This window comes from Kiloniella laminariae DSM 19542 (assembly GCF_000374005.1).
In the GTDB taxonomy this organism is placed as follows: Bacteria; Pseudomonadota; Alphaproteobacteria; order Kiloniellales; family Kiloniellaceae; genus Kiloniella; species Kiloniella laminariae.
The window spans coordinates 289854-312005 of record NZ_KB893146.1; the positions used below are offsets into that span (position 1 = coordinate 289854).

Annotated in this window: 21 protein-coding genes; 12 read left to right on the forward strand and 9 right to left on the reverse strand. The window is 50.4% G+C overall.

Features of this window, described 5'->3' with window-relative positions; translation table 11 throughout:
• Positions 1–20: 20 nt before the first annotated feature.
• From prfH to B152_RS0112060, 3 genes are all read right to left on the reverse strand, one after another.
• Complete coding sequence (gene prfH, locus B152_RS0112050) at positions 21–680, reverse strand: peptide chain release factor H (protein ID WP_020592682.1); 660 nt, start codon at positions 678–680, stop codon at positions 21–23.
• The gene (locus B152_RS0112055; RefSeq protein ID WP_020592683.1) at positions 673–1851 is read right to left on the reverse strand and encodes an RNA ligase RtcB family protein; all 1179 of its coding nucleotides are present in this window, start codon (positions 1849–1851) and stop codon (positions 673–675) included. The genes prfH and B152_RS0112055 overlap by 8 nt, the downstream gene beginning before the upstream one ends.
• Before the next feature lie 336 nt (positions 1852–2187).
• Positions 2188–2757: a cysteine hydrolase family protein gene (locus tag B152_RS0112060; protein ID WP_033406239.1), complete on the reverse strand. Its 570-nt coding sequence runs from the start codon at positions 2755–2757 to the stop codon at positions 2188–2190.
• Positions 2758–2873: 116 nt separating this feature from the next.
• On the opposite strand from B152_RS0112060, the gene B152_RS0112065 reads away from it, so the two are divergent.
• From B152_RS0112065 to B152_RS0112095, 7 genes are all read left to right on the forward strand, one after another.
• Positions 2874–3851, forward strand: coding sequence for a GlxA family transcriptional regulator (locus B152_RS0112065; protein WP_020592685.1), 978 nt, complete (start codon positions 2874–2876; stop codon positions 3849–3851).
• A 103-nt stretch (positions 3852–3954) separates the two neighbouring features.
• Positions 3955–4860: a glycosyltransferase family 2 protein gene (locus tag B152_RS23515; protein WP_157231059.1), complete on the forward strand. Its 906-nt coding sequence runs from the start codon at positions 3955–3957 to the stop codon at positions 4858–4860.
• Between the two features lie 20 nt (positions 4861–4880).
• On the forward strand, positions 4881–5651 hold the full coding sequence (gene rfbF, locus B152_RS0112075; RefSeq protein ID WP_020592687.1) for a glucose-1-phosphate cytidylyltransferase: 771 nt from the start codon (positions 4881–4883) through the stop codon (positions 5649–5651).
• A 28-nt stretch (positions 5652–5679) separates the two neighbouring features.
• Positions 5680–6738, forward strand: coding sequence for a CDP-glucose 4,6-dehydratase (rfbG, locus tag B152_RS0112080; RefSeq protein WP_020592688.1), 1059 nt, complete (start codon positions 5680–5682; stop codon positions 6736–6738).
• Entirely contained in the window at positions 6735–7967 is a 1233-nt protein-coding gene (locus B152_RS0112085; protein WP_020592689.1) for a class I SAM-dependent methyltransferase, read from the forward strand. The genes rfbG and B152_RS0112085 overlap by 4 nt, the downstream gene beginning before the upstream one ends.
• Positions 7964–8497 (forward strand): dTDP-4-dehydrorhamnose 3,5-epimerase family protein, encoded by a 534-nt coding sequence (locus B152_RS0112090; protein WP_020592690.1) that lies wholly within the window; start codon positions 7964–7966, stop codon positions 8495–8497. The genes B152_RS0112085 and B152_RS0112090 overlap by 4 nt, the downstream gene beginning before the upstream one ends.
• Positions 8494–9417 carry an NAD-dependent epimerase/dehydratase family protein gene (locus B152_RS0112095; protein WP_020592691.1) on the forward strand — a complete coding sequence of 308 codons (924 nt, stop codon included), beginning with the start codon at positions 8494–8496 and terminating at the stop codon, positions 9415–9417. Before B152_RS0112090 ends, B152_RS0112095 begins: the two co-directional genes overlap by 4 nt.
• A gap of 102 nt (positions 9418–9519) precedes the next feature.
• Here the strand turns inward: B152_RS0112095 and B152_RS0112100 are convergent, their stop codons facing one another.
• Entirely contained in the window at positions 9520–10911 is a 1392-nt protein-coding gene (locus tag B152_RS0112100) for an aldehyde dehydrogenase family protein (protein WP_020592692.1), read from the reverse strand.
• A 435-nt stretch (positions 10912–11346) separates the two neighbouring features.
• On the opposite strand from B152_RS0112100, the gene B152_RS0112105 reads away from it, so the two are divergent.
• Positions 11347–12441: a hypothetical protein gene (locus B152_RS0112105; RefSeq protein ID WP_157231060.1), complete on the forward strand. Its 1095-nt coding sequence runs from the start codon at positions 11347–11349 to the stop codon at positions 12439–12441.
• Positions 12442–12580: 139 nt separating this feature from the next.
• Here the strand turns inward: B152_RS0112105 and B152_RS0112110 are convergent, their stop codons facing one another.
• The 4 genes from B152_RS0112110 to nth all read right to left on the reverse strand — a co-directional run bounded on the left by B152_RS0112110 (position 12581) and on the right by nth (position 16078).
• A complete protein-coding gene (locus tag B152_RS0112110) occupies positions 12581–13348 on the reverse strand; it encodes an SDR family NAD(P)-dependent oxidoreductase (protein WP_026261518.1) in 768 nt (255 codons plus the stop codon).
• Positions 13349–13482: 134 nt separating this feature from the next.
• On the reverse strand, positions 13483–14514 hold the full coding sequence (locus B152_RS23520) for a M48 family metallopeptidase (protein ID WP_020592695.1): 1032 nt from the start codon (positions 14512–14514) through the stop codon (positions 13483–13485).
• A 157-nt stretch (positions 14515–14671) separates the two neighbouring features.
• Positions 14672–15232: a LemA family protein gene (locus tag B152_RS0112125; protein ID WP_020592696.1), complete on the reverse strand. Its 561-nt coding sequence runs from the start codon at positions 15230–15232 to the stop codon at positions 14672–14674.
• 192 nt (positions 15233–15424) lie between these two features.
• The gene (gene nth / locus B152_RS0112130) at positions 15425–16078 is read right to left on the reverse strand and encodes an endonuclease III (RefSeq protein WP_020592697.1); all 654 of its coding nucleotides are present in this window, start codon (positions 16076–16078) and stop codon (positions 15425–15427) included.
• 145 nt (positions 16079–16223) lie between these two features.
• Between nth and B152_RS26290 the strand changes: the two genes are divergently transcribed.
• Positions 16224–18437 (forward strand): methyl-accepting chemotaxis protein, encoded by a 2214-nt coding sequence (locus B152_RS26290; protein ID WP_157231061.1) that lies wholly within the window; start codon positions 16224–16226, stop codon positions 18435–18437.
• 64 nt (positions 18438–18501) lie between these two features.
• On the opposite strand, the gene B152_RS0112140 is transcribed toward B152_RS26290, so the two are convergent.
• On the reverse strand, positions 18502–19419 hold the full coding sequence (locus B152_RS0112140; protein ID WP_020592699.1) for a DMT family transporter: 918 nt from the start codon (positions 19417–19419) through the stop codon (positions 18502–18504).
• Between the two features lie 203 nt (positions 19420–19622).
• Here B152_RS0112140 and B152_RS0112145 point away from each other — a divergent pair, with 203 nt between their 5' ends.
• The 3 genes from B152_RS0112145 (at position 19623) to B152_RS0112155 (ending at position 22150) form a co-directional block, all read left to right on the forward strand.
• Positions 19623–20474 (forward strand): division plane positioning ATPase MipZ, encoded by an 852-nt coding sequence (locus tag B152_RS0112145; protein ID WP_020592700.1) that lies wholly within the window; start codon positions 19623–19625, stop codon positions 20472–20474.
• Positions 20475–20738: 264 nt separating this feature from the next.
• Positions 20739–21350, forward strand: coding sequence for a hypothetical protein (locus B152_RS0112150; protein WP_020592701.1), 612 nt, complete (start codon positions 20739–20741; stop codon positions 21348–21350).
• Positions 21351–21421: 71 nt separating this feature from the next.
• Complete coding sequence (locus B152_RS0112155) at positions 21422–22150, forward strand: DnaJ domain-containing protein (RefSeq protein WP_020592702.1); 729 nt, start codon at positions 21422–21424, stop codon at positions 22148–22150.
• Positions 22151–22152 lie beyond the last annotated feature (2 nt).

Sequence of the window (22152 nt, forward strand, 5' to 3'; positions counted from 1 at the left end):
AGGATTACCTGGGATATACTCTAAAGTTTTTCTATGAACCTTTCTCCTTTGAAACAGCGTACAGGGTTTCCTCGCTCCAGTTGATGATGCTTGAGGTTTTCATCTCGCTGGGCCCCGGCGTGGAAAAGAGAATGCTGAACCGATAACTGTTCAGATAAACGTTGAAGAGCGAGCTGTTTGTTGCGGTGTTGTGATCTTTGATCACGGGCAATTGCTGTTAGCCCTGTGGGCTGATGGATGGCACGAACTGCGCTATCCGTTGTGTTTTGGTGCTGGCCTCCGGGACCACCAGCCCTAAAGGTTTCAAATTTCACATCGGACGGCTCAATTTCTTGTGGCAGATCCGGTTGATGATCAATATTGAAGACGCCCACAAACCAGTTTTGACGCCGATGACCCGGCCGGGATGTGCTTGGGGAAATCCATTGGATCGTTCCCAGCCATCTGTTGGCAAAAGCTTTGGCACAATCTCCGTAAAGGAGAACAATGGCTGAAGCAGGAAGATTTTCTCCATGTGCTGATTTTCCTGTGGCTTTATCAAAAACGATTTCGCAATTTATGCCCCGATCATCAGCCTCATCTGAGATCTTTTTCAACACATGACGTACGGCGACTTTACATTCTGTTGGGCCATTTCCACTGGTGACCAGAAGGCGCAACGAAGCAGGAAAATTATTCATGAGTGTTTCTCCTGCTTGTTGGTTTATTTTTTTCTGGTCTGGCTTTCTTGAAAGTAACGATAGGTTTGAACGCAGCGACTGTGATCGCCAGTTGTTTCTCTGTCAGTTCTTTCAAAACCTGTACAGGGCTTTTATAGGCATCAGGAGCCTCTTCTATAAGAAGATGCTTGTCCTCGCATACCACATGTCCTCCATAAGAGGTTCTGCTTAGTCTGAGCTGGTCAGATTTTCTGTTCTTCAGGCGTCCATGCATTGAGCTCCGATCATATTTTCGCCCAGCCCCATGGGAGATAGAAAAGAGGGATTCCTCATTACTGTTGGTTGGTTTCAAGAGGTAGCTTAGGGAGTCTCTTGAGCCAGCTAGTGGTACAAAGGGGATATCTGCTTTAGCTGCTCCTTTTCGGTGGAGGAAAGCACCTTTCATTCCTTCGATCAGATTATGAGGTGAATCTGAAAGAAGCCTTGCTTCGCTCCGAAGAGCCTTAGCCGCGCGTTGGGCGATGATTTGGCGGTTTAGACTGGCCCAGGCGACAGCTTGATCGTGCCGGGCCAGATAGTCGATGGCCTGGGGATGGTCGGGATACAGATCAGCAGGACCTTGAGAACAGATCTCTTCAAAAATTGCAGTTCCAAAACTCCGGGAACCGGAATGAATAAGGAGATAAGAGGCGCCCCTGATGAGGCCTGATTGTTCCGCCAGCTCTTGATTATGAACTTTGTCGAGAATCTGTAGTTCGCAAAAGTGATTGCCACCACCAATCGTGCCTAGACTTGTGGGGGATGCATCTAATGGTAAGCCCCATTTTTCGAGAAGGGGAAAAGGATCACCTTCCCAGATGCCCTCAAGAGATCTAAGTCGGTTGGCGGCCTTTTCTGCTCGTATCTTTCTTGCAGGAAGATCAAGTATGAAAAGCGACATGCCACATCCAATATCGTTTCCAACCAGTTGAGGGTGCAACAAGTTAGAGAGAATTGCTGTGCCGACAGGTCCATATTTTCCTGGATGAAGATCAGGAAAAGCTGCGACCTGTAACACATTACTCATTTGTGCGACGCGATGAAGTTGTTCTTCAGCCTTGCCTTCAATCCAGACGTCTGGGGAGTAAAATTTTCGAACGGGAGCACCCTGCCATTCTGTGTGCAGGGGGGCGTTCGTTTTTGAAGTGCCCATGTAATTGGCCTTTAAAAACAGGAGTACGCACCTGAAAGAGAGACTTTCAGGAGACGTCCCAGACGAAGCCGAAATTTCAGCCTAGTTTGGGAGAATTGCCTCAAGGGGCAAACGGTCAAAATCACGCATTTTTTGCTCCTGTTTTTAAAGTTTCAAAGGTTTAGGGGGCTCATATGGGAGCCTCTCCCCAAGGAAGAAAAGATACTATCTTCAACGTTGAAATACCTTTAGCTCTCTATCGCTTCAAGATAAATCTCTTGTTGTGTTGTATAAAAGCATCTGTCTGTGATATTTTTGCACCAGTTGTTTTGTGGAGGTTGCCGCGAGTTTGTTCTATTACACCAGATGGTTCAGGGCGTCGTCGCTGGGGGTTACTTTAGCGTAGGCAAAGGCAAGTGCTGACATAAAGGCGGCATGAACCTGTTCAGCGGGAATAGTAACCCCTTTGAATTCAAGGTCGCGGGTGGCGCAGGCGTCTTCAGCCACAACACAGTCAAAGCCATGGTCGGATGCAGCGCGGGTCAGGGCATCAATGCACATATGGCTCATCGAGCCTGCAATGACCAGCTTTGTAAATCCTTGTTTCTTCAATATTTCAAGCAATTCCGTATTTTTAAAGCCGTTGATTTCGGATTTGATCACCACTGTTTCGTTTTCTTTGGGGGTGACGGCTTGATGAATAGCTGCCCCTCCTGTCCCAGGAGCAAAGAACGGGGCATCCGCCGTATCGGAAATATGCTGGATATGAATAACCGGAAGAGAGCGTGAACGGCAATGTTCCAGCAATTTTTGCGCCTTTTCAGCAGCTTGTTCCTGTTTTTGCAGCGGCCAGTTTCCACCCAGAAAATAATCGTTCTGGATATCAACAAGGATCAGGGCAGTTCTGGTGGTATTTTCTGGATGCATGATGTTTTCCCTCTGCATGTAAAATTTGCGGTGAAATTTTCTGATACCGCAATAAAGCTTTTTCCATGTTAGGAAGGTATAGGCGGATATGACAAAAAAGAGGTGAAATCTGACAAATGAGTAAAGAGGTTCATCTTGCTGTACTGGCGTATCCCGGGGTGATGCAATCAGCTCTTCACGGTTTGACCGAGCTTTTTGATGTAACCAACAGTCTGGTCACTGCACATCCGGATTCTGACTGGCCGATCTTTCGCTGTAGGATACAGAATGTCGAACCGGCTTTGTCAGAAGTAAAATCTGGGCAGGAAAAAACAATCGACCAGGCCTCTGAAGAGATCGCGGCTTATGATGTGGTTATTCTGCCGCCCCGCACGACAAAGACGGACTGGAATCCCGGGGATGGAAACTGTCGAAACTGGCTTCAAGAACAACATGGCAAGGGCGCTATTTTAGCCTCAGCCTGTGCAGGAGCGTTTCTTCTGGCTGATGCTGGTCTGCTCAGGGGTCGTCGGGTGACAACCCATTGGGGGCTGGCAGAGGAGTTCCGAGAGCTCTATCCTGAAATTAACCTGTGTGAGCAGGAACTGTTACTGGATGAAGGCGATATCATTACTGCTGGCGGGATGATGGCCTGGATGGATCTGGCTTTGCGACTGGTGGAGCGTTTTGCCAGCCCTTTTCTTTCTCTGGAATTGGGTAAATATTTTCTGGTTGATACAGGGCAGCGGGATCAGCGGTGCTATCAGAACTTTTCTCCGAAATTCTCTCACGGCGACCAGGAGGTATTGAACCTGCAGCGCTGGTTGCAGGCGAACTGGAACGAGGGCGTCGACATTGGTGAAATGGCAAGGATTGCCCAGATGGGCGAACGTACATTGCAGCGCCGTTTTACCAAGGCAACAGGCCTTTCCCCCTCAATCTACGTAATGGAGTTGAGGTTGCAAAAGGCACGGGAATACCTTGAGGTCAGCCGTATGACAGTTGATGAAATCGTCTGGAAGGTTGGATATGAAGACCAGAGTTCATTTCGCAAGCTGTTTAAACGTGAAACAGGCTTGACGCCAAGTGAATACCGAAAGCGTTTTTCAAGATAAGTCCGCCATATTGTAAATACAGACAAATAGGGGAATAGTCTTGCTATCGCAGGGCAAGGTTTCTAAATTGGCGCTCAACTTTATTTCGGATCTTTTTAAGACTATGGCAAGCAAAGACATCTGGTCCCGATTGACTGTGCTGACTGTCACCCACAATGGGGGGGAGGTGGTTGGCAATATGTTGAAAACTATACCAGCTCAAGCTTCATTGATTGTGGTAGATAATGCTTCGACTGACGATACTCTTGATATCGTGCGATCATTAGCGCCAAAGGCGAAGTTGATCTGCAATGAAATCGGCCTTGGTTATGGCAACGGGATGAATTGTGGTCTCCAGGTCGTAGAAACCGAGTTTGCCTTGCTGGTAAATCCTGATTCAGTTCTGACAGAAGAAGCAATCACGGCTTTGATCGAGGCGGCGGACCGTTTCCCGGAAGGCGGTCTTTTCGGGCCGACTGTTCTCAACCCTGATGGTTCCATCGAGCTTTCGCATGATGTAAACATGTTTGCCCGTTCTGCTCTTGGGAAAAGAGTAGGGGAAGTTTCTCCCGAAGGGCCAATCAGTGCAGATTTTGTTTCTGGCGCTGTGGTGCTGTTGCGTATGGCTGCAGGTCGTGAAGTTGGTTTCTTTGATCCGGAAATTTTTCTTTATTATGAGGATGATGATATTTGTACCCGCCTTCGTCAGGCGGGGCATAGTGTTATTCTGGTTCCTTCGGCGGTGATTACGCATATCGGCGGTGGGTCGGTGCGACCAAATCAGGCGTATTATTGGGAAAAATTCTGGCATATTTCCTGGTCCCGGCTTTATTTCGAGAAAAAATATCATGGAACCAGCTCTGCCCGGCGGTTAGGCTGGCGTTATGCCTTACGGTATGCATTGAAAGCAGTTGGCTACATGCTGGTCTGGAATAAAACCAAAGCCTGGAGAGATGCTGCCCGCTGTGCAGGTGCTCTTGGTTTTCTGTTTGGTAAGCGGGCCTCGGTCATGCCAGTGGCTACAGCTTGATAAAAAGAAAGTAAGTGACAATGAAAGCAGTGATCCTTGCGGGTGGACTGGGAAGCCGGATTTCAGAAGAGACAGATCTGAAACCCAAACCGATGGTCGAGATTGGCGGCATGCCTATTCTCTGGCATATCATGAAAATTTACAGCAGCAACGGGATCAATGAATTTGTCATATGCCTTGGTTACAAGGGCTATGTGATCAAGGAATATTTTGCCAACTATTTCCTGCACAATGCGGATGTGACGATTGATCTGGCCAATAACCAGCTGGAATATCACGCGTCAAAAGCTGAATCCTGGAAAATCTCATTGGTTGATACAGGCCCGATGACCCAGACGGGGGGGCGTGTCCGCCGTGTTGCGCCGTATCTGGACAAGGACGAACCTTTCTGTCTGACTTACGGAGACGGTGTCGGAAACGTGAATGTGCGTGAGGCTATTGCCCTGCATAAAAAATCCGGCCGCAAGGCGACGATGACCGTTGTCACTCCTCCCGGCCGTTTCGGTGCTGCGATTATTGAGGGAGACGGGGTTTCGGCTTTTACAGAAAAACCGCACGGGGAACAGGGCCGGATCAATGCGGGATATTTTGTCTGTGATCCGTCGGTTATCGACCTGATTGATGGGGACACAACAGTCTGGGAGAAAGAACCACTGCAGAAGCTGGCGGCACAGGGCGAACTGACGGCTTACAGCCATGACGGTTTCTGGCAACCGATGGATACCCTGCGAGAGAAAAACGAGCTGGAAGCTTTGTGGGCCAGCGGGAAAGCTCCTTGGAAGATCTGGTGATTATCATCTTGATGACAGCGAGGATTTGATGGGGCTGAATCCCGATTTTTGGCGCGGCAAACGCGTTCTGCTGACCGGGCATACGGGTTTTAAGGGGGCTTGGCTAAACCAGTGGCTTCGTTTGATGGGGGCGGATGTTCTTGGATTTTCCCTTGCACCGGAAACCAATCCCAATCTACATGATTTGCTTGACCTCTCTGAGGAGAAAAGCTGCATTGGGGATCTTCGTGATCTTCGCATGGTCAAATCAGTCGTTGCACAACATCAGCCACAAATTGTTCTGCATCTTGCGGCACAGGCGCTGGTGCGCAGAAGTTATCGGGATCCACTGGAAAGTTTCTCGACGAATGTGATGGGCACAGCCAATCTGCTGGAGGCTTTGCGCGACTGTCCTTCGCTTGAAGCGGTTCTGGTCGTCACGAGTGACAAGGCTTATGAGAACGACGAGCGTGCTGTCCCTTTCCGTGAGGGTGACGCATTGGGAGGGAAGGATCCCTACAGTGCGTCAAAAGGCTGTCAGGAGATCATCACGCATAGCTACGCTCGCAGTTTCTTTTCAGGCAAATCCATTCCGGTGGGAACCGCCCGTGCAGGCAACGTTATCGGAGGAGGTGACTGGTCTGATGATCGTTTGATGACAGATGTGATCGCGGCTCTATACAACGGAAAAGACATTATCCTGCGCAATCCCCTGGCAACCAGACCCTGGCAACATGTGTTGGAACCGCTGGGCGGTTATCTGCTTTTTGCGCAGAAGCTTGCGAAGAAAGAAGTTAATCTTCCGGCTGTTAATTTCGGGCCAGAGGGTTCTGCCACTGTTCAAGCTGTTGTTGAAAAAATTTGCTGCCTCTGGGGTGGTGGTAGCCGCTGGGTGCAGGATGAGGCCGAACAGCCTGCGGAAGCCCATGCTTTGGCGCTGGATGTGAACCTTGCAGCTGAAAAATTGGGCTGGCGACCTTTATTGGGGTTTGAGGAAACGCTGCAGTGGATTGTTTCCTGGCACAAGACACATAAAGATGGCGGGGATGTCAAAAAAATGACCCTTGCGCAAATTTCTACCTTTCAAAGCTTACTGGCGGGATCATGAGCAGTCTACATTGCCGTTCTTGTGGAACGGAACTTAAACACACTTTTCTGGATCTCGGGCAGACCCCGCTGGCGAATTCTTACATAAAAAAAGAAAATGAAAAAACGGCTGAAAAACAGTATCCGCTACACGCACGGGTCTGCCATAGCTGTTTTCTGGTTCAGGTCGAGGACGTGGTACCTCCAGAGGATATCTTTTCCGATTACGCCTATTTCTCGTCCTACGCATCAAGTTGGGTTGAGCATGCAAAAAGCTATGCAGACAATGCAATCAGGCGGTTCGATCTGACTGAGAAGAGCTTTGTCGTTGAGGTTGCCTCGAACGATGGCTATCTGCTCCAGCATTTTGTAAAGCAGTCAATCCCGGTTCTGGGGGTTGAGCCTGCAGCGAATGTAGCGGTGGAAGCACGTAAAAAATCAGTACCAACTACGGTTGCCTTCTTTGGTCGGGAAACCGCTCTGAAGGTGCGCGCGGATCACGGACCTGCCGATCTGATGGCCGCAAACAACGTCCTGGCACATGTTCCCGATATCAATGACTTTGTAGCCGGATTTGAGACTCTGCTCAGTGATAAAGGGGTTGTCAGCTTTGAATTTCCAAGTTTGCTCAAACTGATCGAGAATGTCCAGTTTGATACGATTTATCATGAGCATTTTTCCTATCTCTCGCTCTTTGCGATTGAGAAATGTTTCTCGCGCAATGGACTGAAGGTCTTTGATGTTGAAGAGCTCTCCACACATGGCGGTTCCTACAGGGTTTGGGCCTGCAAGAGGGATGCAGATCGGGCAGAGACAGAACAGCTGGTGAAAACCAGACAGGGTGAACAACTTGCCAAACTTGATTCTCTTGCCGGATATCAGAACTTTGAGCCCCGGGTACAGAAATTGCGCGACGATTTATTGATTTTTCTCAAGCAGGCTAAAGCAGATGGTAAACGGGTCATCGGTTATGGTGCTGCAGCCAAGGGAAACACACTTCTAAATTACTGCGGGATTGATTCGGAGTTGATTTCGCATGTGGCTGACTTGAATCCTCACAAGCAGAATACCCTGCTTCCGGGCAGCCGGATTCCTGTGATTTCCCCGGACGAAATTTCTAATCTCAAGCCTGATTACATTCTTATTCTGCCGTGGAATCTCAAAGTGGAAATTTCGAGCTCTCTAGCTTACGTCCGGGACTGGGGTTGTCACTTTGTCATTCCTGTACCATCGACCGAGGTTCTTGCGTGAAGTTTCTCTCCACAGATATCAAAGGCCTGTTCCTCTGCGAACTGGAGCCGATAAGTGATGAGAGAGGTTTTTTTTCACGCGCCTTCTGTGGCAAGGAATTTTCAGAAAAGGCGACCGACTTTACCGTGTCCCAAATCAACCTTTCTGGCAATGTGAACCGGGGAACACTCCGGGGATTGCATTATCAGGGAGTACCTGTCCCCGACCCCAAGGTGGTTCGCTGCATTCGTGGCGCGGTCTGGGATGTGGTGGTTGATTTGCGCCAGAATTCGCCGAGCTATCTCAAGTGGATCGGGGCAGAACTTACGGCTGACAACCGCAAGGCCTTTGTGATTCCCGGCGGCTGTGCACACGGTTTTCTGACTCTCGAAGATAACAGTGAACTGCTCTACCTGATGGGGGCAGATTTTGTTCCAGAACTGGCCCGAGGCCAACGCTGGGATGACCCCGCCTTTGGGATTGAATGGCCGGAAAAACCGCTGGTGATTAGTGAGCGCGATGCAAATTACCCGGATTATGTTCTGCCATGAGCAGGATCCTTGTAACAGGTGGCAATGGATTTATCGGCCAGCACAGTGTTACAGCCCTGCAAACCGCAGGGCACGAAGTAATTCGGCTTCTACGAAACGCACCCAGTCCTGCTGATGAGAAAACGGGCTGCATCATTGTCGGAGATTTGCTCCGTGACGGTGAGCCGGAACGGATCGCCCGTGATGTCAGAGCAGATCTGCTGGTGCACCTGGCCTGGGAAACGGAACACGGTCAGTTCTGGCACGCCGAAATCAACAGGCGCTGGGAAACCCAGTCGGTCCGTCTTGTCGAGGCTTTCTGGAATTCAGGGGGGATAAAAGCGGTTTGTGCCGGCACCTGTGCTGAATATGACTGGAACGCCCTTGGGCCAAATAAGGATCTCGATGAAGAGGACTCTTCCCTTGTTCCTGCGACGCTCTATGGGCAGAGCAAGTTTTCCTGTTTTAAGACTCTGAACGACAAAAGTGTTGCGGGTGCTGGAGCATTGGCATGGGGGCGGGTTTTCTTGTTATTTGGACGAGGAGAAACCCCGGGCCGTTTCATTCCTTCTATAATGCGGGCCTTGCTCGCGAACAAGGAAGCGCCCATGTCTTCGGGGAAGCAGGTGCGTGATTTTCTTGACAGCAGGGATGTCGGTGCAGCTTTTGCGGCGCTTGCTTTATCCGAAGTAGAAGGTGCGGTGAATATCTCGTCAGGAGAGGGACGGAGCCTTCTGTCAGTTGCCCGGATGATTGCAGACAAACTTGGCAACCGGGATTTGCTACGACCAGGTACTTATCCTGACCGGGAAGGCGAACCGCATCGTCTGGTGGGATGTAATAAAAAACTGATAGGTGAAGTCGGCTTTAGCTCCCGATATTCACTTGAGCAGGGGCTTGATCATAGCCTTTCCTACTGGAAGCATCAGATGGATTTATAAAGGCAAAATTTATCTGCTAGTCGAAACGATCTCTGATTTTCGATTAAATAAAAAAACCCGGCTCGTTCAGAGCCGGGTTTTTTATTGGAACTTATCTGCCTATCAGATTTTGGTACGCAGGTGGAAGGACTTTGGACGGGTCAGGTGCTCGTAGGCAACAGCTGAGAGGCTACAGCCGCGGCCGGAATTTTTGACGCCGGTCCAGGCCAGGGCGGGATCGAGATAATCACAGCGGTTCATGAACCAGGTGCCGGTTTCAATGTTGTCGCCGATGGCCAGCGCAGCCTCGACATCATTGGTCCAGATCGACGCGGTCAGGCCGAATTCGCTGTCGTTCATCAGTTTGATGGCTTCTTCGTCGGAAGAAACCTTCATCACGCCGACGACAGGGCCAAAGCTCTCTTCATTCATGACGCGCATGGAGTGATCGACGTTCACGACCAGCTGTGGTGCAAGGTAGGGGGTTCCCTCCTTGTTTGCGGCAAAGAAACCGGGATCGATCAGGGCAGAGGCACCAGCCTTGACGGCATCGGCAACCTGGCTGCGGACAAAGTCGGCGGCACTGGTTTTGACAACTGGACCGAGGTTGGTATTGGCATCTGTCGGATTGCCGAGCTTGTACTGTTTGATGAGATCTACAGCACCGGAGACAAAATCGTCATAGACGGAGGCGTGAACGTAGATCCGCTCGATACCGCAGCAGGACTGGCCGGAGTTGAACATGGCTCCATCAACAAGGCTTTCAACAGCGTAGGCAACGTTTGCATCAGCACGAACATAACCGGGGTCTTTGCCACCAAGCTCGAGACCTGTTGCGATGAAGCGTCCGGATGCGGCTTTCTGGATCGCATGACCTGCGGGCACGGAACCGGTGAAGTTGACAAAATCAACACCATCCGTGCCGATCAGGCGGGCAGCGCCATCGTGGCTCATATGCAGATGCTGGAATACGCCATCCGGCAAACCCGCAGCTTTGAAGGCTTCGGTAAAGCGTTCGGCGCAAAGCGGGGTCTGGGCCGCGTGTTTCAGGAGCACTGTGTTGCCGGAAAGCAGGGCAGGAACAATACAGTTGACCGCGGTCATCAGCGGGAAGTTCCAGGGGGCAACGACGAAGACAACGCCCAGTGCTTCCTTGCGGATGAAGCGGGTGAAGCCTTCTTTGTCGCCCACATTCCGGTCAGCAAGGGATTCCGGGGCGATCTGGATCATGTAGCGGGCGCGTTCCTCGAAACCGCGAATTTCACCGGGGGACTGGGAAATCGGGCGGCCGATCTGCCAGGTGATCTCCTCGGCAATCGCGGCGCTATTGGCGACAAAGTAATCGACGGCCTTGCTGATCAGGGCCTGTTTCTCGCTCAAAGGAACCTTGCGCCAGCTTTTCTGGGCGGCGACAGATTTGTCCAGGGCGGCCTGGATGTCACGGTCACTGGCCAGTGGACGTTCCACATAAACGGAACCGTCAACAGGTGAGATGCATTTTAAAATTTCGCTCATGGAAGGGGCTCTCCTTGGTGTTGTGGAGTGTTTTTGTGCGATAGTCTTAAACTGAAGCAGAGAAGGCGACAAGAGAGGCAGAAGGAAGCCCAGCTATGCAAATTATGCATGGCTGTAAGCGAAAAATGCATAGCTAGATCTTTTGCTTCTGCATCCTGGAAGAGTGACTTGTTCTTTAATTCATCTGCACTGGCAGGTCTACTATCCAGGTCTACTATCCAGGCTAATATCCAGGCTAATATATTGTACCTGTACAAAAAAATCCTCTCGCGTCCCTAGCTTTATTTAATTAAGGACTCGTTAAGATTAAGAGAATAAACTATGTTATAACCAGATTTTTATCAGAGCACGTAGCTCAACCGCACGGATAGTCAGAAAGAACTGTGAAAGTTCTTTTGTCAGGCGATCATGTGGGGACCTCAGGAGGAGGAAAAAATGGCACTTTCCGCTTTGGGACTGCTGCAGCAGGGCCTCGACAGGCTGCGCGGATTCCCTGATCAATCTTCAGATAAAACCCTTCCCCAGAATGCCAATGCTACAGGGCAGGCAGGTGGGCAAGCGCGTGCCAACGGGCAAAATTCCCTGGCAGGAGAGGCGAATTCGGGTAAATCCGGGCGCCGCCCCTTCAAGGATGCTGTCGACGTTCCGGCCAGCCTTTTGAAGAACAGGGCCGGGGATGTCGAAAAGGGTGATAAGAAACAAACAGCGGATGTCGCCGTTAGTCCGAGTGAAGCAATCCAAAAACTTCTCGGCTCGGCACTTGATGCTATTGTTGGTACACTGGCAGAAGTCTTTGAGCGCCTTGGCAGTACCAAAGAAGCCGCGCTTGAGTTTGCACAGGGCCTGGTTAATTCCATTAAACAGGGAGCCAGCAGTTCGGACGAGTTCAGTTTTTCCTTTGAGCAGGCGGTTTCAATCAACTCCCGCAAGGCGGTTTCCTACAGCGGGGCTGATGGAACTGGTTCGGGGGTTACTGAGCGGGCCTATCTTGCCGTTCAGTCGCTGGATATCTATGTGAACAACAAAACCGGCGAGTTTTCCTTTAACTTTGCTTCTGTACAGGCCGAAGTGACAAAAACCACAGCCGTTGCCCAATCGTCCTCTGCTGCGGGCGCAGCCTCTGCCCTGGGTAATGTATTCCAGGCGCTCGGGAATGATTCTTTGCTGGATGCAGGTAATGGTCTGGGACTGGACAAGGCAGGGAAGGGGATCGACGAGATCCTGAACCAGCTTGTTGGTCAGCGCAAACAGAACACTTCTGCCGAGGAGACGAGCCCTGCTCTGGAAGGGATACCGCTGATCGGATTACCGATAGAAGAGCCACTGATCTCCTTGCGTGAACGGGAAGAAATTCCGGCTCGTGGCGAAGGCGAAGATTCTTTTACCCGTTTCCGGGCTGATCTTCTTGTGTCCTTGGGACAGCTGTTCAATGGGCAAGATGGTCCGGTACTGGAGGACCGCCAGGGCGTTCGGCATTTGCTGCGTGAAGGGCTGGCTGATTTTGCGCCGCGTGTTGGTGTGGACGCCTGAAGATAGAGGTTTGATTGTCGTACGGTGTTTGTGGCGACAAAAGGTTTCGGAGGAATGCCTCCGGAAAGCAGAGTGCAGAGAAAATGTGTTTGTAGCTGGAACCCGGGGGCTTTATCCGAGCCCCCGGGTTTCTTCGTGATCAGGGGCGTGCCAGGAGCCCGCCGTCGACAATCAACTCTGTTCCGGTTATGTAACTGGCGAGATCAGACAGCAGAAAGAGAGTGGCGTTTGCCATGTCCTGGGTTGTGCCCGCCCGTCCCAGGGGAATTACTTTTTCTGTGTTTTTTTGAACAGAAGGATCCTTGACCCAGCGATCCTGCATCGGAGAGACCGTTGGCCCGGGCAAAAGTGAATTGGAGCGGATGCCATCGGCAGCCCCTTCCATGGCAACGGTCTTTGACAGGGATATGATGCCGGCTTTTGAGGCCTGGTAGGCAACCTGGGGCTTGTCATCGCCGCGCAGGGCCTGGACAGAGGCAACATGGACCATGGCACCCCCCCCGGTTTTGCGCATCAATGGCAAGGCATGGCGGCAGGTGATGACCATAGATTTAAGGTTGATATTCATAATCTGGTCCCAGGCATCAAGGTTGACTTCTTCGGTCGAACGATCCCGGTCAAACCAGAGTACTCCGGCGGCATTGACCAGATAATCCAGCCGTCCTGTCCGGATAAAAGCATCGTTCATAACCTGGTTTATAAAAACATCGTCGGTGATATCTCCTTTGGCCATGACAGCCTGTCCCGGTCCCCAGGTCGCAAGATCGGTTCCAGGTTCCTTGATATCAATCAGGACGACATAGGCACCAGCTCGAACCAGATCCAGAGCAATATTCAGTCCCATGCCCCCTGCGGCACCGGTGATGATGGCGGTTTTCCCTGAAAAACTTGTATCTAAAAAACTCATATGATGTTCCTGAAAGCGGGCCTGTCCTGTCACCTGTCGTGCAAGAGGCCAAGTGGTATTCTTCAGGATCATAGCCGGAATTTAATTTTTTAAAACACAGCTTTTTTGATCAATGCGGATCAAAAGGAAAAGCTTTAGCCAAGATTCATCAACCGCTTGATTCTCAACGAGGTTGCGGGGTGAGTCGACGTCAGGTCCCCCGCAGTTTCACTGAAGGCCCGGTTGGGATTGATGATAAAGAGATGTTCTGTAGCGCTGTTCTTTTGTGCCAGATGTGCATGGTCGTTGATTTTTAACAGGGCAGATGCCAGCCCTTTGGGGTTGCGTGTGAGCTGAGCGGCCGTCGCATCGGCGAGATATTCTCTTTCGCGGGAGATTGCCATACGTACGAGCAACGCTACGATCGGGGCAAGAATGGCAGCCAGTAACCAAACCGCTCCGGCAATAAGCATGATCATGCCAGCTCCTTTTGAATCGCTGTCTTTTGCTCGGGAGGATCGGGGAGAAAAGAACAGACGAGACAGGCGGAGCATTAGTTCAGCAAACAGGGCGATAAGGCCCGCCCCGACAGCAACCAGCACTGCATACTGGACATCCCGGTTGAGGATGTGGGCCATTTCATGGGCAACAACACCCTGTAACTCTTCGCGAGAGAGTTCGTTATAGAGCCCGGATGTCACGGTGACGGCAGCAAGATCCGGACGCAGGCCTGTGGCAAAGGCATTCATTCCTTCGTCATGGATAATATAGACGGCAGGTTTCGGGAGACCGGAAGCGACTGCCATCTCTTCAATCACATTGTGCAGTCTGCTGTATTCTTCTGTGTCAGCCTTAACAGCACTGTTGAGGCTGAGCAGTGTCCTGTCTGCAAAAAACCAGGTCCAACAGAGTGACAGAAGAGAGAAGGTACACATGCCCGCAGCCCCGACCAGCCCCCATTCACTGTTCAGGGTACGTTGCAAAATCTCAAGTGTTCCGCTGCGTGAGCCAATTGTTGCAAGAGCTGGATGTGCGCCACTTAGAATCTCGGCAGCCCAACCCGATACAAAACCCAGTCCTATGGCTGTGATGATCATGACCAGACAGAGAACAAACGAATTACGCCTATTTCTGGCCTGGGCACCTTTGAAATCAGTGGACTGGATCACAAGGGAAGCAGTGCTCATGCAAAGACCATTTCCTGAATGAAATTGGAAGGAGCCAAAGCACTTTTTGTTTAATCAGAAACGGAAAAAATTCTTTGGCTATCTGGTTTGTCGCGTTTTTTTCTCTTTTGATTGTTTCCGATCAAAAGGAAAAAGCTTTACGGGGAAATAACCGTGACTAGAAGGAGACGGTCGGTGCATCCTGAAGATAGTTCCGGGTGACGTCATCGAGTTCCCAAAGATCTTCCATCTTGAATTTGAAAATATTTGCAAAAATATTGGAGGGGAACTGCTGGACCTGGTTGTTTTGTTCTGTCGCAATATCGTTGTAATGCTGACGGGCAAAAGCGACCTTGTTCTCGGTTGTTGCCAGTTCTTCTGTCAGATTACTGACATTGCCCTGAGATTTTATGTCCGGGTAGTTCTCCATGACAGCAAGCAGGTTGGCTGTGGCATTGGACAAAAGGTTGTTACTCTCAATGGCTTCGCTTCGGCTGCCAGCGGATGCGGCACGGGCGCGCGCTTCGGTGACTTCGGTCAGCACGGCCTTTTCATGGGCCATAAAGCCCTTGACGGTTTCGACAAGATTAGGGATCAGATCAATACGACGCTTGAGCTGGACATCAATCTGCCGCCAGGCATTTTCAACCGAATTGCGTCCCGAAACCAGTTTGTTGTATGTCATGATGGCATAAAGTGCCGCGAGGACGACGAGGCCCAGAAGAATATATTCGATCATCACTTGTCCTGTCAGCTGAAGCTCTGTTCCTGATGAAGAGAGAAAAGTTATCGGGATAAACAATTCATTGGTGTGTTTGTTCTTTTTATATAGCTTTGCCTTGGGAAAATGAACAACCCATTTTTCATAAGCGTATCTGTTTCATCTAAAACAGGGGAGGAGTCTAAAGGCCAGGGGGATAAGGGTTTTGGATCAGGATTTTCTGGTTTTTAGAGGTTTGGTTCTTTCCGGGTAGCAGGTCGAGCAGATTTCGCATTTGGTACCATCACAGCCGCGTGCTGAACAATATTCACGTCCATAATAGATAATTTCGAGATGCAGATCGTTCCAGCGGTCCCGGCGGAAAAGTCTTTTCAGATCTTTCTCGGTGGTTTCGACATTTTTTCCACTGCTCAGCCCCCAACGTTGGGCCAGCCGGTGAATGTGGGTGTCGACGGGGAAATTCGGGACACCGAAAGCCTGTGACATTACGACGCTGGCTGTTTTGTGTCCAACTCCGGGCAGCTCTTCCAGGGCTTCCAATGACTGAGGTACCTCGCCATCATATCGTTCGACCAAGATCCGGGAGAGTTCGGAAATGGCACTGGATTTTCTGGGAGACAGGCCACAGGGGCGGATGATGGCGCGGATTTCCTCGACAGGAACCAGCATCATGTCAAAAGGATTATCAGCTCGTGAAAAGAGGGCGGGAGTAATTTTATTGACCCGTTCATCCGTACATTGAGCCGAGAGTAAAACCGCGACCAGAAGAGTGTAGGGATCTTTATGATCGAGCGGAATTGGAAGGATCGGATAAAGTTCTTTCAATCGTCGGTCGATATATTCAACACGTTGTTTTTTAAGCATTCTGAAATATGTCTCAAATTTCTTTATATTTTTCTTTGGCAGTTACCTTATTTTAACGCTCGGACCGAATAATCAGATCAGAAGCTATAAAAGCAACATCTTATTGTCTCGCAAAGAGCAATATCTAACAAGGTCGGGTTAAGTCGTGTCAGAAACAAAAATGAACACCCTTGATGAGCAACCGGAAGAGGTTGTTGTTGAGGCAGAGGTGCTGGAAGAAGCATCGCTTGATACATATAGAGATGCCGAGATCGAAACAGAGGTCAGCCGGACCACTTTTCTGGGAAACCTGTCTGTATCAACGCGTATCTATGCGTTGATGTTGCTGGGTATTGTTGCCCTGGCAGTGATTTGCTCGATCTTTTTTGTCGGAGATATGATGCTGGCCAAAAGCCAGGAACAGCTGGCAGAAAATCAGTCCCGGCTTGAAGAGAGCCAGGTTGCCTTGTCGGCGGATCAGGAAAAGCTCGAAAATGCACAGCAAATTCAGAAGCTTGTCGATGAGATTGATGTCGGAATTAATCGTCTTGCCCTGAGCGAAAAAGATTTTCTTCTCAAAAGTGATCTCAAATACGAAGATCAGTTTTTTGTGGCAATGGATGTTGTGAACGCCAAGCTCAAAGAGCTGGAAACATTGGCAGAAGTCCCCGCATTAACCGAAGGGATTTCCGGGCTCAGAGCCAATTTGAGAAGTTTTGAAGAGAGCTTTGGCAAGGTTGTTGAAGACAAGAACACGCTCGGGCTGACAAAAAATGCTGGTCTGAAGGGGCGTTTAAATAATTCAGCCTTCGCCATCGAAGACAGCCTTAAAGCACCTTACCTGATCAAGCTTGCGGGCGAGATGACAACGATCCGCACTGTTGAAAAAAGCTTTATCATCTCTCACGAACAAGAAGACATGGATGATGTCCTCAATCAGGGGAAAAAATTTCTTCGGAATGTGAAGTACGCGCTGCTTTCCAAAGACGAGAAAAAGAACATACAGACGCTGGTTGAGACTTATTTGAGCGATTTTGAGAAATTTGCTTCAACGACACTCAGCTTTGATGGCGGGACGGATCAATTGGTCCAGGCCTTTGGTACCCTTCATGCTCCGATTGAAGCAATGGGGGCCTACAGCAAAGATGAGCTGGCAGCCATTGCTGAGCGGGTGAGCAATGTTTCGTCAACTGTCGAAGCCATTTCGGTCGATGTCAAAAGCGTTTCAGCTGAAGCTGCTGATAATGCGACGGCTGTGCGTAATCTGATTATCGGTGCTGGCATCGTCATTTTTATCCTTATGGTTGGTATTGGAGTCGTCGTGCTCCGGAGTTTGACCGGCCCGATCCGTTTGATAACCGACGTTACGACCCGCTTGTCGGAAGGGAACAAGGATGTTGATATTCCGGCGGTGGATAACCTGGACGAAGTCGGTGAAATGGCTCGGGCACTTCTGGTGTTCAAGGAAAATTTGATCGAGCGCGAGCGAATTGAAGAAGAACAGGAAGTGCAGCGTAAGGAAAGAGAGACTCGTGCTCTGCGTCTGGAGGAGCTGGCGAAGGTTTTCGACAGCGATGTTCGTGATGTGCTGGCTGCCTTGCAGAATTCAACAGGACGGATGGGCGATACAGCGAATACTATGTCTGATGTGGCTGAAGAAACCAAAGCCCAGTCTGCTGCTGTTGCTTCGGCATCGGATCTGGCCTCGACCAATGTTCAGACTGTGGCATCTGCAGCAGAGGAATTGTCTGCTTCGATCAACGAGATCAGTCGCCAGGTGATGGAATCTGCAAATGTCACGAACCGTGCGGTTTCTGAAGCGAGCAAGACCAGCCAGACGGTGCAGCAACTTTCAGAAGCAGCACAGAAAATTGGCGAGGTTGTGCATCTGATCAATGATATTGCTGAACAGACCAATCTGCTGGCCTTGAATGCAACCATTGAAGCTGCCCGGGCTGGTGAAGCAGGCAAGGGTTTTGCCGTGGTGGCGTCCGAGGTGAAATCCCTTGCCAACCAAACCGCCAAGGCGACGGAAGAAATTTCTGAACAGATAGCGACCATGCAGCGTCAGACCGGCTCTGCTGTGACCGATATTGAGGGTATCAGCAAGATTATCAACCAGGTAAACGAAATTGCTTCGGGGATTTCTGCCGCGGTTGAGGAGCAGGGAGCTGCAACGCAGGAGATTGCCCGCAATACCCAGGAAGCTGCGCGTGGTACCCAGGAGGTCTCGTCGAATATTTCCGGAGTCAGTATGGCTGCCGAGAAATCCGGGAAAGCCTCTCAGGAAGTGAAGAATGCAGTGGGAGACCTTAAATCCCAGGGTGACCGTCTCAATGGTCAGGTTCGGGATTTCCTGCGGGAAATCAAGTCGGCCTAAACTAAAATTTGGTTTTTTGATTTGACGGAGAGCAGGACAAGGGTCTTGCTCTCCATTTTTTTGATCACTTTTTATAATTGTTTTTCAGAGCAAGAAACCAGCCAAGTGACAAACGGCTGACAGCAATCCCGGAAAGGATCATGGCGAGGGCCAGGAGTGTTTCTGCGGGAAGGCGCTCGCCGAGGAATACTGTTCCCCAGATTACACCAAAAACCGGAACGAGATAGCCGACGTAAGAGACGAAGGTATAGCTGACTTCCCTGATCAGATAGAAGCGGAGTATAAAAGCCAAGGCTGTCGGAATAGCGCCGAGATAGACCAGGGCGGCCAGCGTTGACAGGCTACTGGCCGGGAGGCTCTGCCAGGGGGCATCAAGGAGCAGGCTGAAGGGCAGGATCTGTAGTGTCGCCACAAGCAGGATTGAAGCGGTGGTGATGGTGTTTGATTTCTCGCGGACACGTTTGACCAGAAGCCCGGAACCCGCGTAACACATGGCGGCAACCATCGTAGCCAATTGGGCTGGAACATCATCTCCGAACTCGGAAAAGCTGTCGAAACCCAGAATCAGCAACACACCGGAAAAGCCAATAATAACACCGAGGAGCTTGAAGAGGGTAAAGCGGTCATCAGTACTGAAAAAGTGGGAAAGTACGAGGGCGAGCAAGGGGCCGGTCGCCATCAGGATCGCGGTCAAGCCAGATTCAATGTACTGCTCGGCCCAGCTGATCAGGGTAAAAGGGGCAGCCATGGTGAAAAAGCTGACGAAGAAAATCTGTATCCAGAATTTTTTGCTGCGCGGGAGAGAGAGACCACGGCTGCGCATATAGCCGTAGATGATCACTGTCGCGATCAGCAGCCGGGAAGCCGCGATTGTTGCTGGAGGAACCTCGTGAACAGTGATTTTGATGGCAAGGAAAGCGGACCCCCATATCGCTGCAAGCAGGATCAGAATAAAAGTATCTTTGAAGGTAGGGTTTCGCATCTTGTTCCGTTTCTGTTCCTTCTTCTGGCTAGAGTGATATCGTTAAATTCATTGTCCTGGCAAGGAAAAATGACTTCGACGGTTGAATGCAAGATTGCTGTGGCAGGGATAGGGCGGTAAGGTGACGCCGATGTTCTTCGGACTGTTAAAGCCCTTGAAAGATGCAGAAAATTTTAGATTTAATAATAAAGTAGTGCTCCAGGATGTCCGAGATCAAAGAACAGCATCGCCCGCGTATTATCGTTGTCGGTAATGAAAAAGGCGGCTCTGGCAAGTCGACCACCTCCATGCATTTGATTGTCTCCCTGCTCAGGGAAGGGTTCACTGTTGGGACGATTGATCTGGATGCCCGGCAGGGGACCCTGTCTCGTTATATCGAAAACCGTCAACATTTTGTTCAGACGACCAATGCGCAGATCGCTGTTCCCGAGCATCGAAGGGTCTATCGCTCAGCCGTTGAAGACAGTGAGATCAGCAAGCAGGAAGATCGCCAGAACCTGGAACGGGCGATGGAAGAGCTGTGGGATCGGGATTATCTGGTGTTTGATACACCCGGTAGTGACAACCATCTTTCCCGACTTGGTCATAGTTATGCAGATATTCTGATCACCCCGCTTAATGACAGCTTTCTCGACATGGATATGCTGGCAAAAATAGAAGTTGTTGATGACGATCTGAAACTGACACCCAGTACCTATAGCCAGATGGTCTGGGAACAGCGCCAGCAGCGGGCTATTCAGCGGAAACGACCGATTGACTGGGTTGTAATGCGGAACAGGCTTTCGCATATCGATGCCAAGAACAAGCGTGACATGGGGCTGCTGCTGGAGCATCTGGCCAAACGGCTGCAGTTCCGTCTGGCTCCGGGCTTTGGGGAGAGGGTGATTTTTCGAGAGCTTTTCCCTAAAGGTTTAACGCTACTGGATCTTGATTCAGAAGACGCCGGGATATCTCTGAGTATGAGCCATGTTGCTGCACGTCAGGAAGTGAGGAGCCTGCTACAGGCAATCGGCCTGAGCGGAGAAATGGCTATAGAACACCCTGAAACAATTTAAACCTCCTGTATCTACAGGTATTGTTTAATGAAAGCCGGAGCGACAAAAATCCTTGAGGGGGCTTTTGTGCGGGCGTAGCGATGATTATATATTTTGGTGGTAATTGCCTTTACACTGGAAATACCTCATTCCAGAAGCTTTTGATCTCTTGAAGGAAGCAGCGTGCCAGAGCAGAGACCATCCAAGCAAAAAATAGCACTTCGATCTTCGAAAGATGAAGTGAGTGCTTTTTTGACGAGGCTGGAACAAACCCCGGCGAGGGGGATGGAAAGAGGTCGTCTTGTATTTGCCATGGATGCGACAGCAAGCCGTCAGTTCACCTGGGATCAGGCTTGCCATATTCAAGCGATGATGTTCGAGGAAGCCGGAAGAGTTGGTGGGCTGGATATCCAGTTGATTTTTTTTCGTGGCTTCCGGGAGTGCAAGTCAACATCCTGGATCTCTTCTGCACAGCAGTTACAAAAATTAATGACGTCAGTTCAATGTCTGGCGGGCAAGACACAGATCCGCAAGGTTCTGAAAAAGACACTGGATGAAACCCAGAAAAAACATGTGAATGCCCTGGTTTTTGTCGGGGATGCCATGGAAGAAGATGTGGACGAACTTGGGCACCTGGCTGGACAGCTGGGCTTGCATGCTGTGCCCTGTTTTATGTTTCACGAAGGGCGCGACCCTCTGGTGGAAAATGTTTATCGACAGGTTGCCCGTCTTTCCGGAGGGGCCTACTGCCCCTTTGATGAAGGCGCTGCTCAACAGCTGAGAGAACTGCTTTCGGCTGTTGCCGTTTTTGCCGCAGGAGGACGACGTGCCCTGTCTGATTTTAGCAAAGGTAAAAAAGGGGGCTCGACCCTGTTGTTATCACAGCTGGGGAAATAGGGTTTTTGCTCTTGTTTAAACGGACTTGAAACCTGGATTGTATATAAAAATGGGGAGAGGAGAATGATGCTGTGATTGCCTATTTTCTGGCCGGGGTGGCCCTGCTTCTGGCCCTGGTTTTCCTGGCTCAGTGGTACAGTCAGGCTTCTCCTTCGACTATTATTAAAACCCTTAAGCGAATTGCGATCTCGCTTGGCCTTTTTGTTGCCTTGTTTCTGATTTTAACTGGCCGCGTTTTATTGGTTTTGGGGGCCTTGCCTTTGCTGCTCCCTCTACTTCTGCGATATCGTGGAATCCTGCAGCGGCTGAAGATGGCAAGAGGTCCGGTTCCGGGGCAGTTTTCAGAAGTAGTAACCCGGTTTTTGCAAATGAGGCTGGACCATACAAGCGGTGAGATGAGCGGTCAGGTCATCTCTGGTGCGCAGGAGGGGAAATCCCTGTCTGATCTGTCTTCCGAGATGGTTGCCCAGCTCTATCGCGATTATCGGCTGGAGGACACTGAATCTGCTGATCTTATCCTGGCATATGCCCAACGCAGGTTTGGCAGTGACTGGATGCAAGAAGAAGAAGGGGCATCTGCTCAAGATTTCAGAGAAGGTAAGGCAGGGATGTCTGATACTGTCATGGATAAAAAGCAGGCGCTGGAGATCCTGGGGTTGAAAAAAGGTGCCTCTGCTGAGGAAATTCGGGAGGCTCATCGCTCCCTGATGCAAAAGCTGCATCCCGATCACGGGGGGAGCACATTTCTGGCAACCCAGATCAACAGGGCGAAAGATGTGCTCTTGAAAGGCCCGGGTTGAGT

What these genes read in the sequence shown, in the direction of transcription:
- prfH (WP_020592682.1), bottom strand. Translation starts at nt 680, where the DNA reads ATGAATAATTTTCCTGCTTCGTTGCGCCTTCTGGTCACCAGTGGAAAT.
- B152_RS0112055 (WP_020592683.1), bottom strand. Translation starts at nt 1,851, where the DNA reads ATGGGCACTTCAAAAACGAACGCCCCCCTGCACACAGAATGGCAGGGT.
- B152_RS0112060 (WP_033406239.1), bottom strand. Translation starts at nt 2,757, where the DNA reads ATGCATCCAGAAAATACCACCAGAACTGCCCTGATCCTTGTTGATATC.
- B152_RS0112065 (WP_020592685.1), top strand. Translation starts at nt 2,874, where the DNA reads ATGAGTAAAGAGGTTCATCTTGCTGTACTGGCGTATCCCGGGGTGATG.
- B152_RS23515 (WP_157231059.1), top strand. Translation starts at nt 3,955, where the DNA reads ATGGCAAGCAAAGACATCTGGTCCCGATTGACTGTGCTGACTGTCACC.
- rfbF (WP_020592687.1), top strand. Translation starts at nt 4,881, where the DNA reads ATGAAAGCAGTGATCCTTGCGGGTGGACTGGGAAGCCGGATTTCAGAA.
- rfbG (WP_020592688.1), top strand. Translation starts at nt 5,680, where the DNA reads ATGGGGCTGAATCCCGATTTTTGGCGCGGCAAACGCGTTCTGCTGACC.
- B152_RS0112085 (WP_020592689.1), top strand. Translation starts at nt 6,735, where the DNA reads ATGAGCAGTCTACATTGCCGTTCTTGTGGAACGGAACTTAAACACACT.
- B152_RS0112095 (WP_020592691.1), top strand. Translation starts at nt 8,494, where the DNA reads ATGAGCAGGATCCTTGTAACAGGTGGCAATGGATTTATCGGCCAGCAC.
- B152_RS0112100 (WP_020592692.1), bottom strand. Translation starts at nt 10,911, where the DNA reads ATGAGCGAAATTTTAAAATGCATCTCACCTGTTGACGGTTCCGTTTAT.
- B152_RS0112105 (WP_157231060.1), top strand. Translation starts at nt 11,347, where the DNA reads ATGGCACTTTCCGCTTTGGGACTGCTGCAGCAGGGCCTCGACAGGCTG.
- B152_RS0112110 (WP_026261518.1), bottom strand. Translation starts at nt 13,348, where the DNA reads ATGAGTTTTTTAGATACAAGTTTTTCAGGGAAAACCGCCATCATCACC.
- B152_RS23520 (WP_020592695.1), bottom strand. Translation starts at nt 14,514, where the DNA reads ATGAGCACTGCTTCCCTTGTGATCCAGTCCACTGATTTCAAAGGTGCC.
- B152_RS0112125 (WP_020592696.1), bottom strand. Translation starts at nt 15,232, where the DNA reads ATGATCGAATATATTCTTCTGGGCCTCGTCGTCCTCGCGGCACTTTAT.
- nth (WP_020592697.1), bottom strand. Translation starts at nt 16,078, where the DNA reads ATGCTTAAAAAACAACGTGTTGAATATATCGACCGACGATTGAAAGAA.
- B152_RS0112140 (WP_020592699.1), bottom strand. Translation starts at nt 19,419, where the DNA reads ATGCGAAACCCTACCTTCAAAGATACTTTTATTCTGATCCTGCTTGCA.
- B152_RS0112145 (WP_020592700.1), top strand. Translation starts at nt 19,623, where the DNA reads ATGTCCGAGATCAAAGAACAGCATCGCCCGCGTATTATCGTTGTCGGT.
- B152_RS0112150 (WP_020592701.1), top strand. Translation starts at nt 20,739, where the DNA reads ATGGAAAGAGGTCGTCTTGTATTTGCCATGGATGCGACAGCAAGCCGT.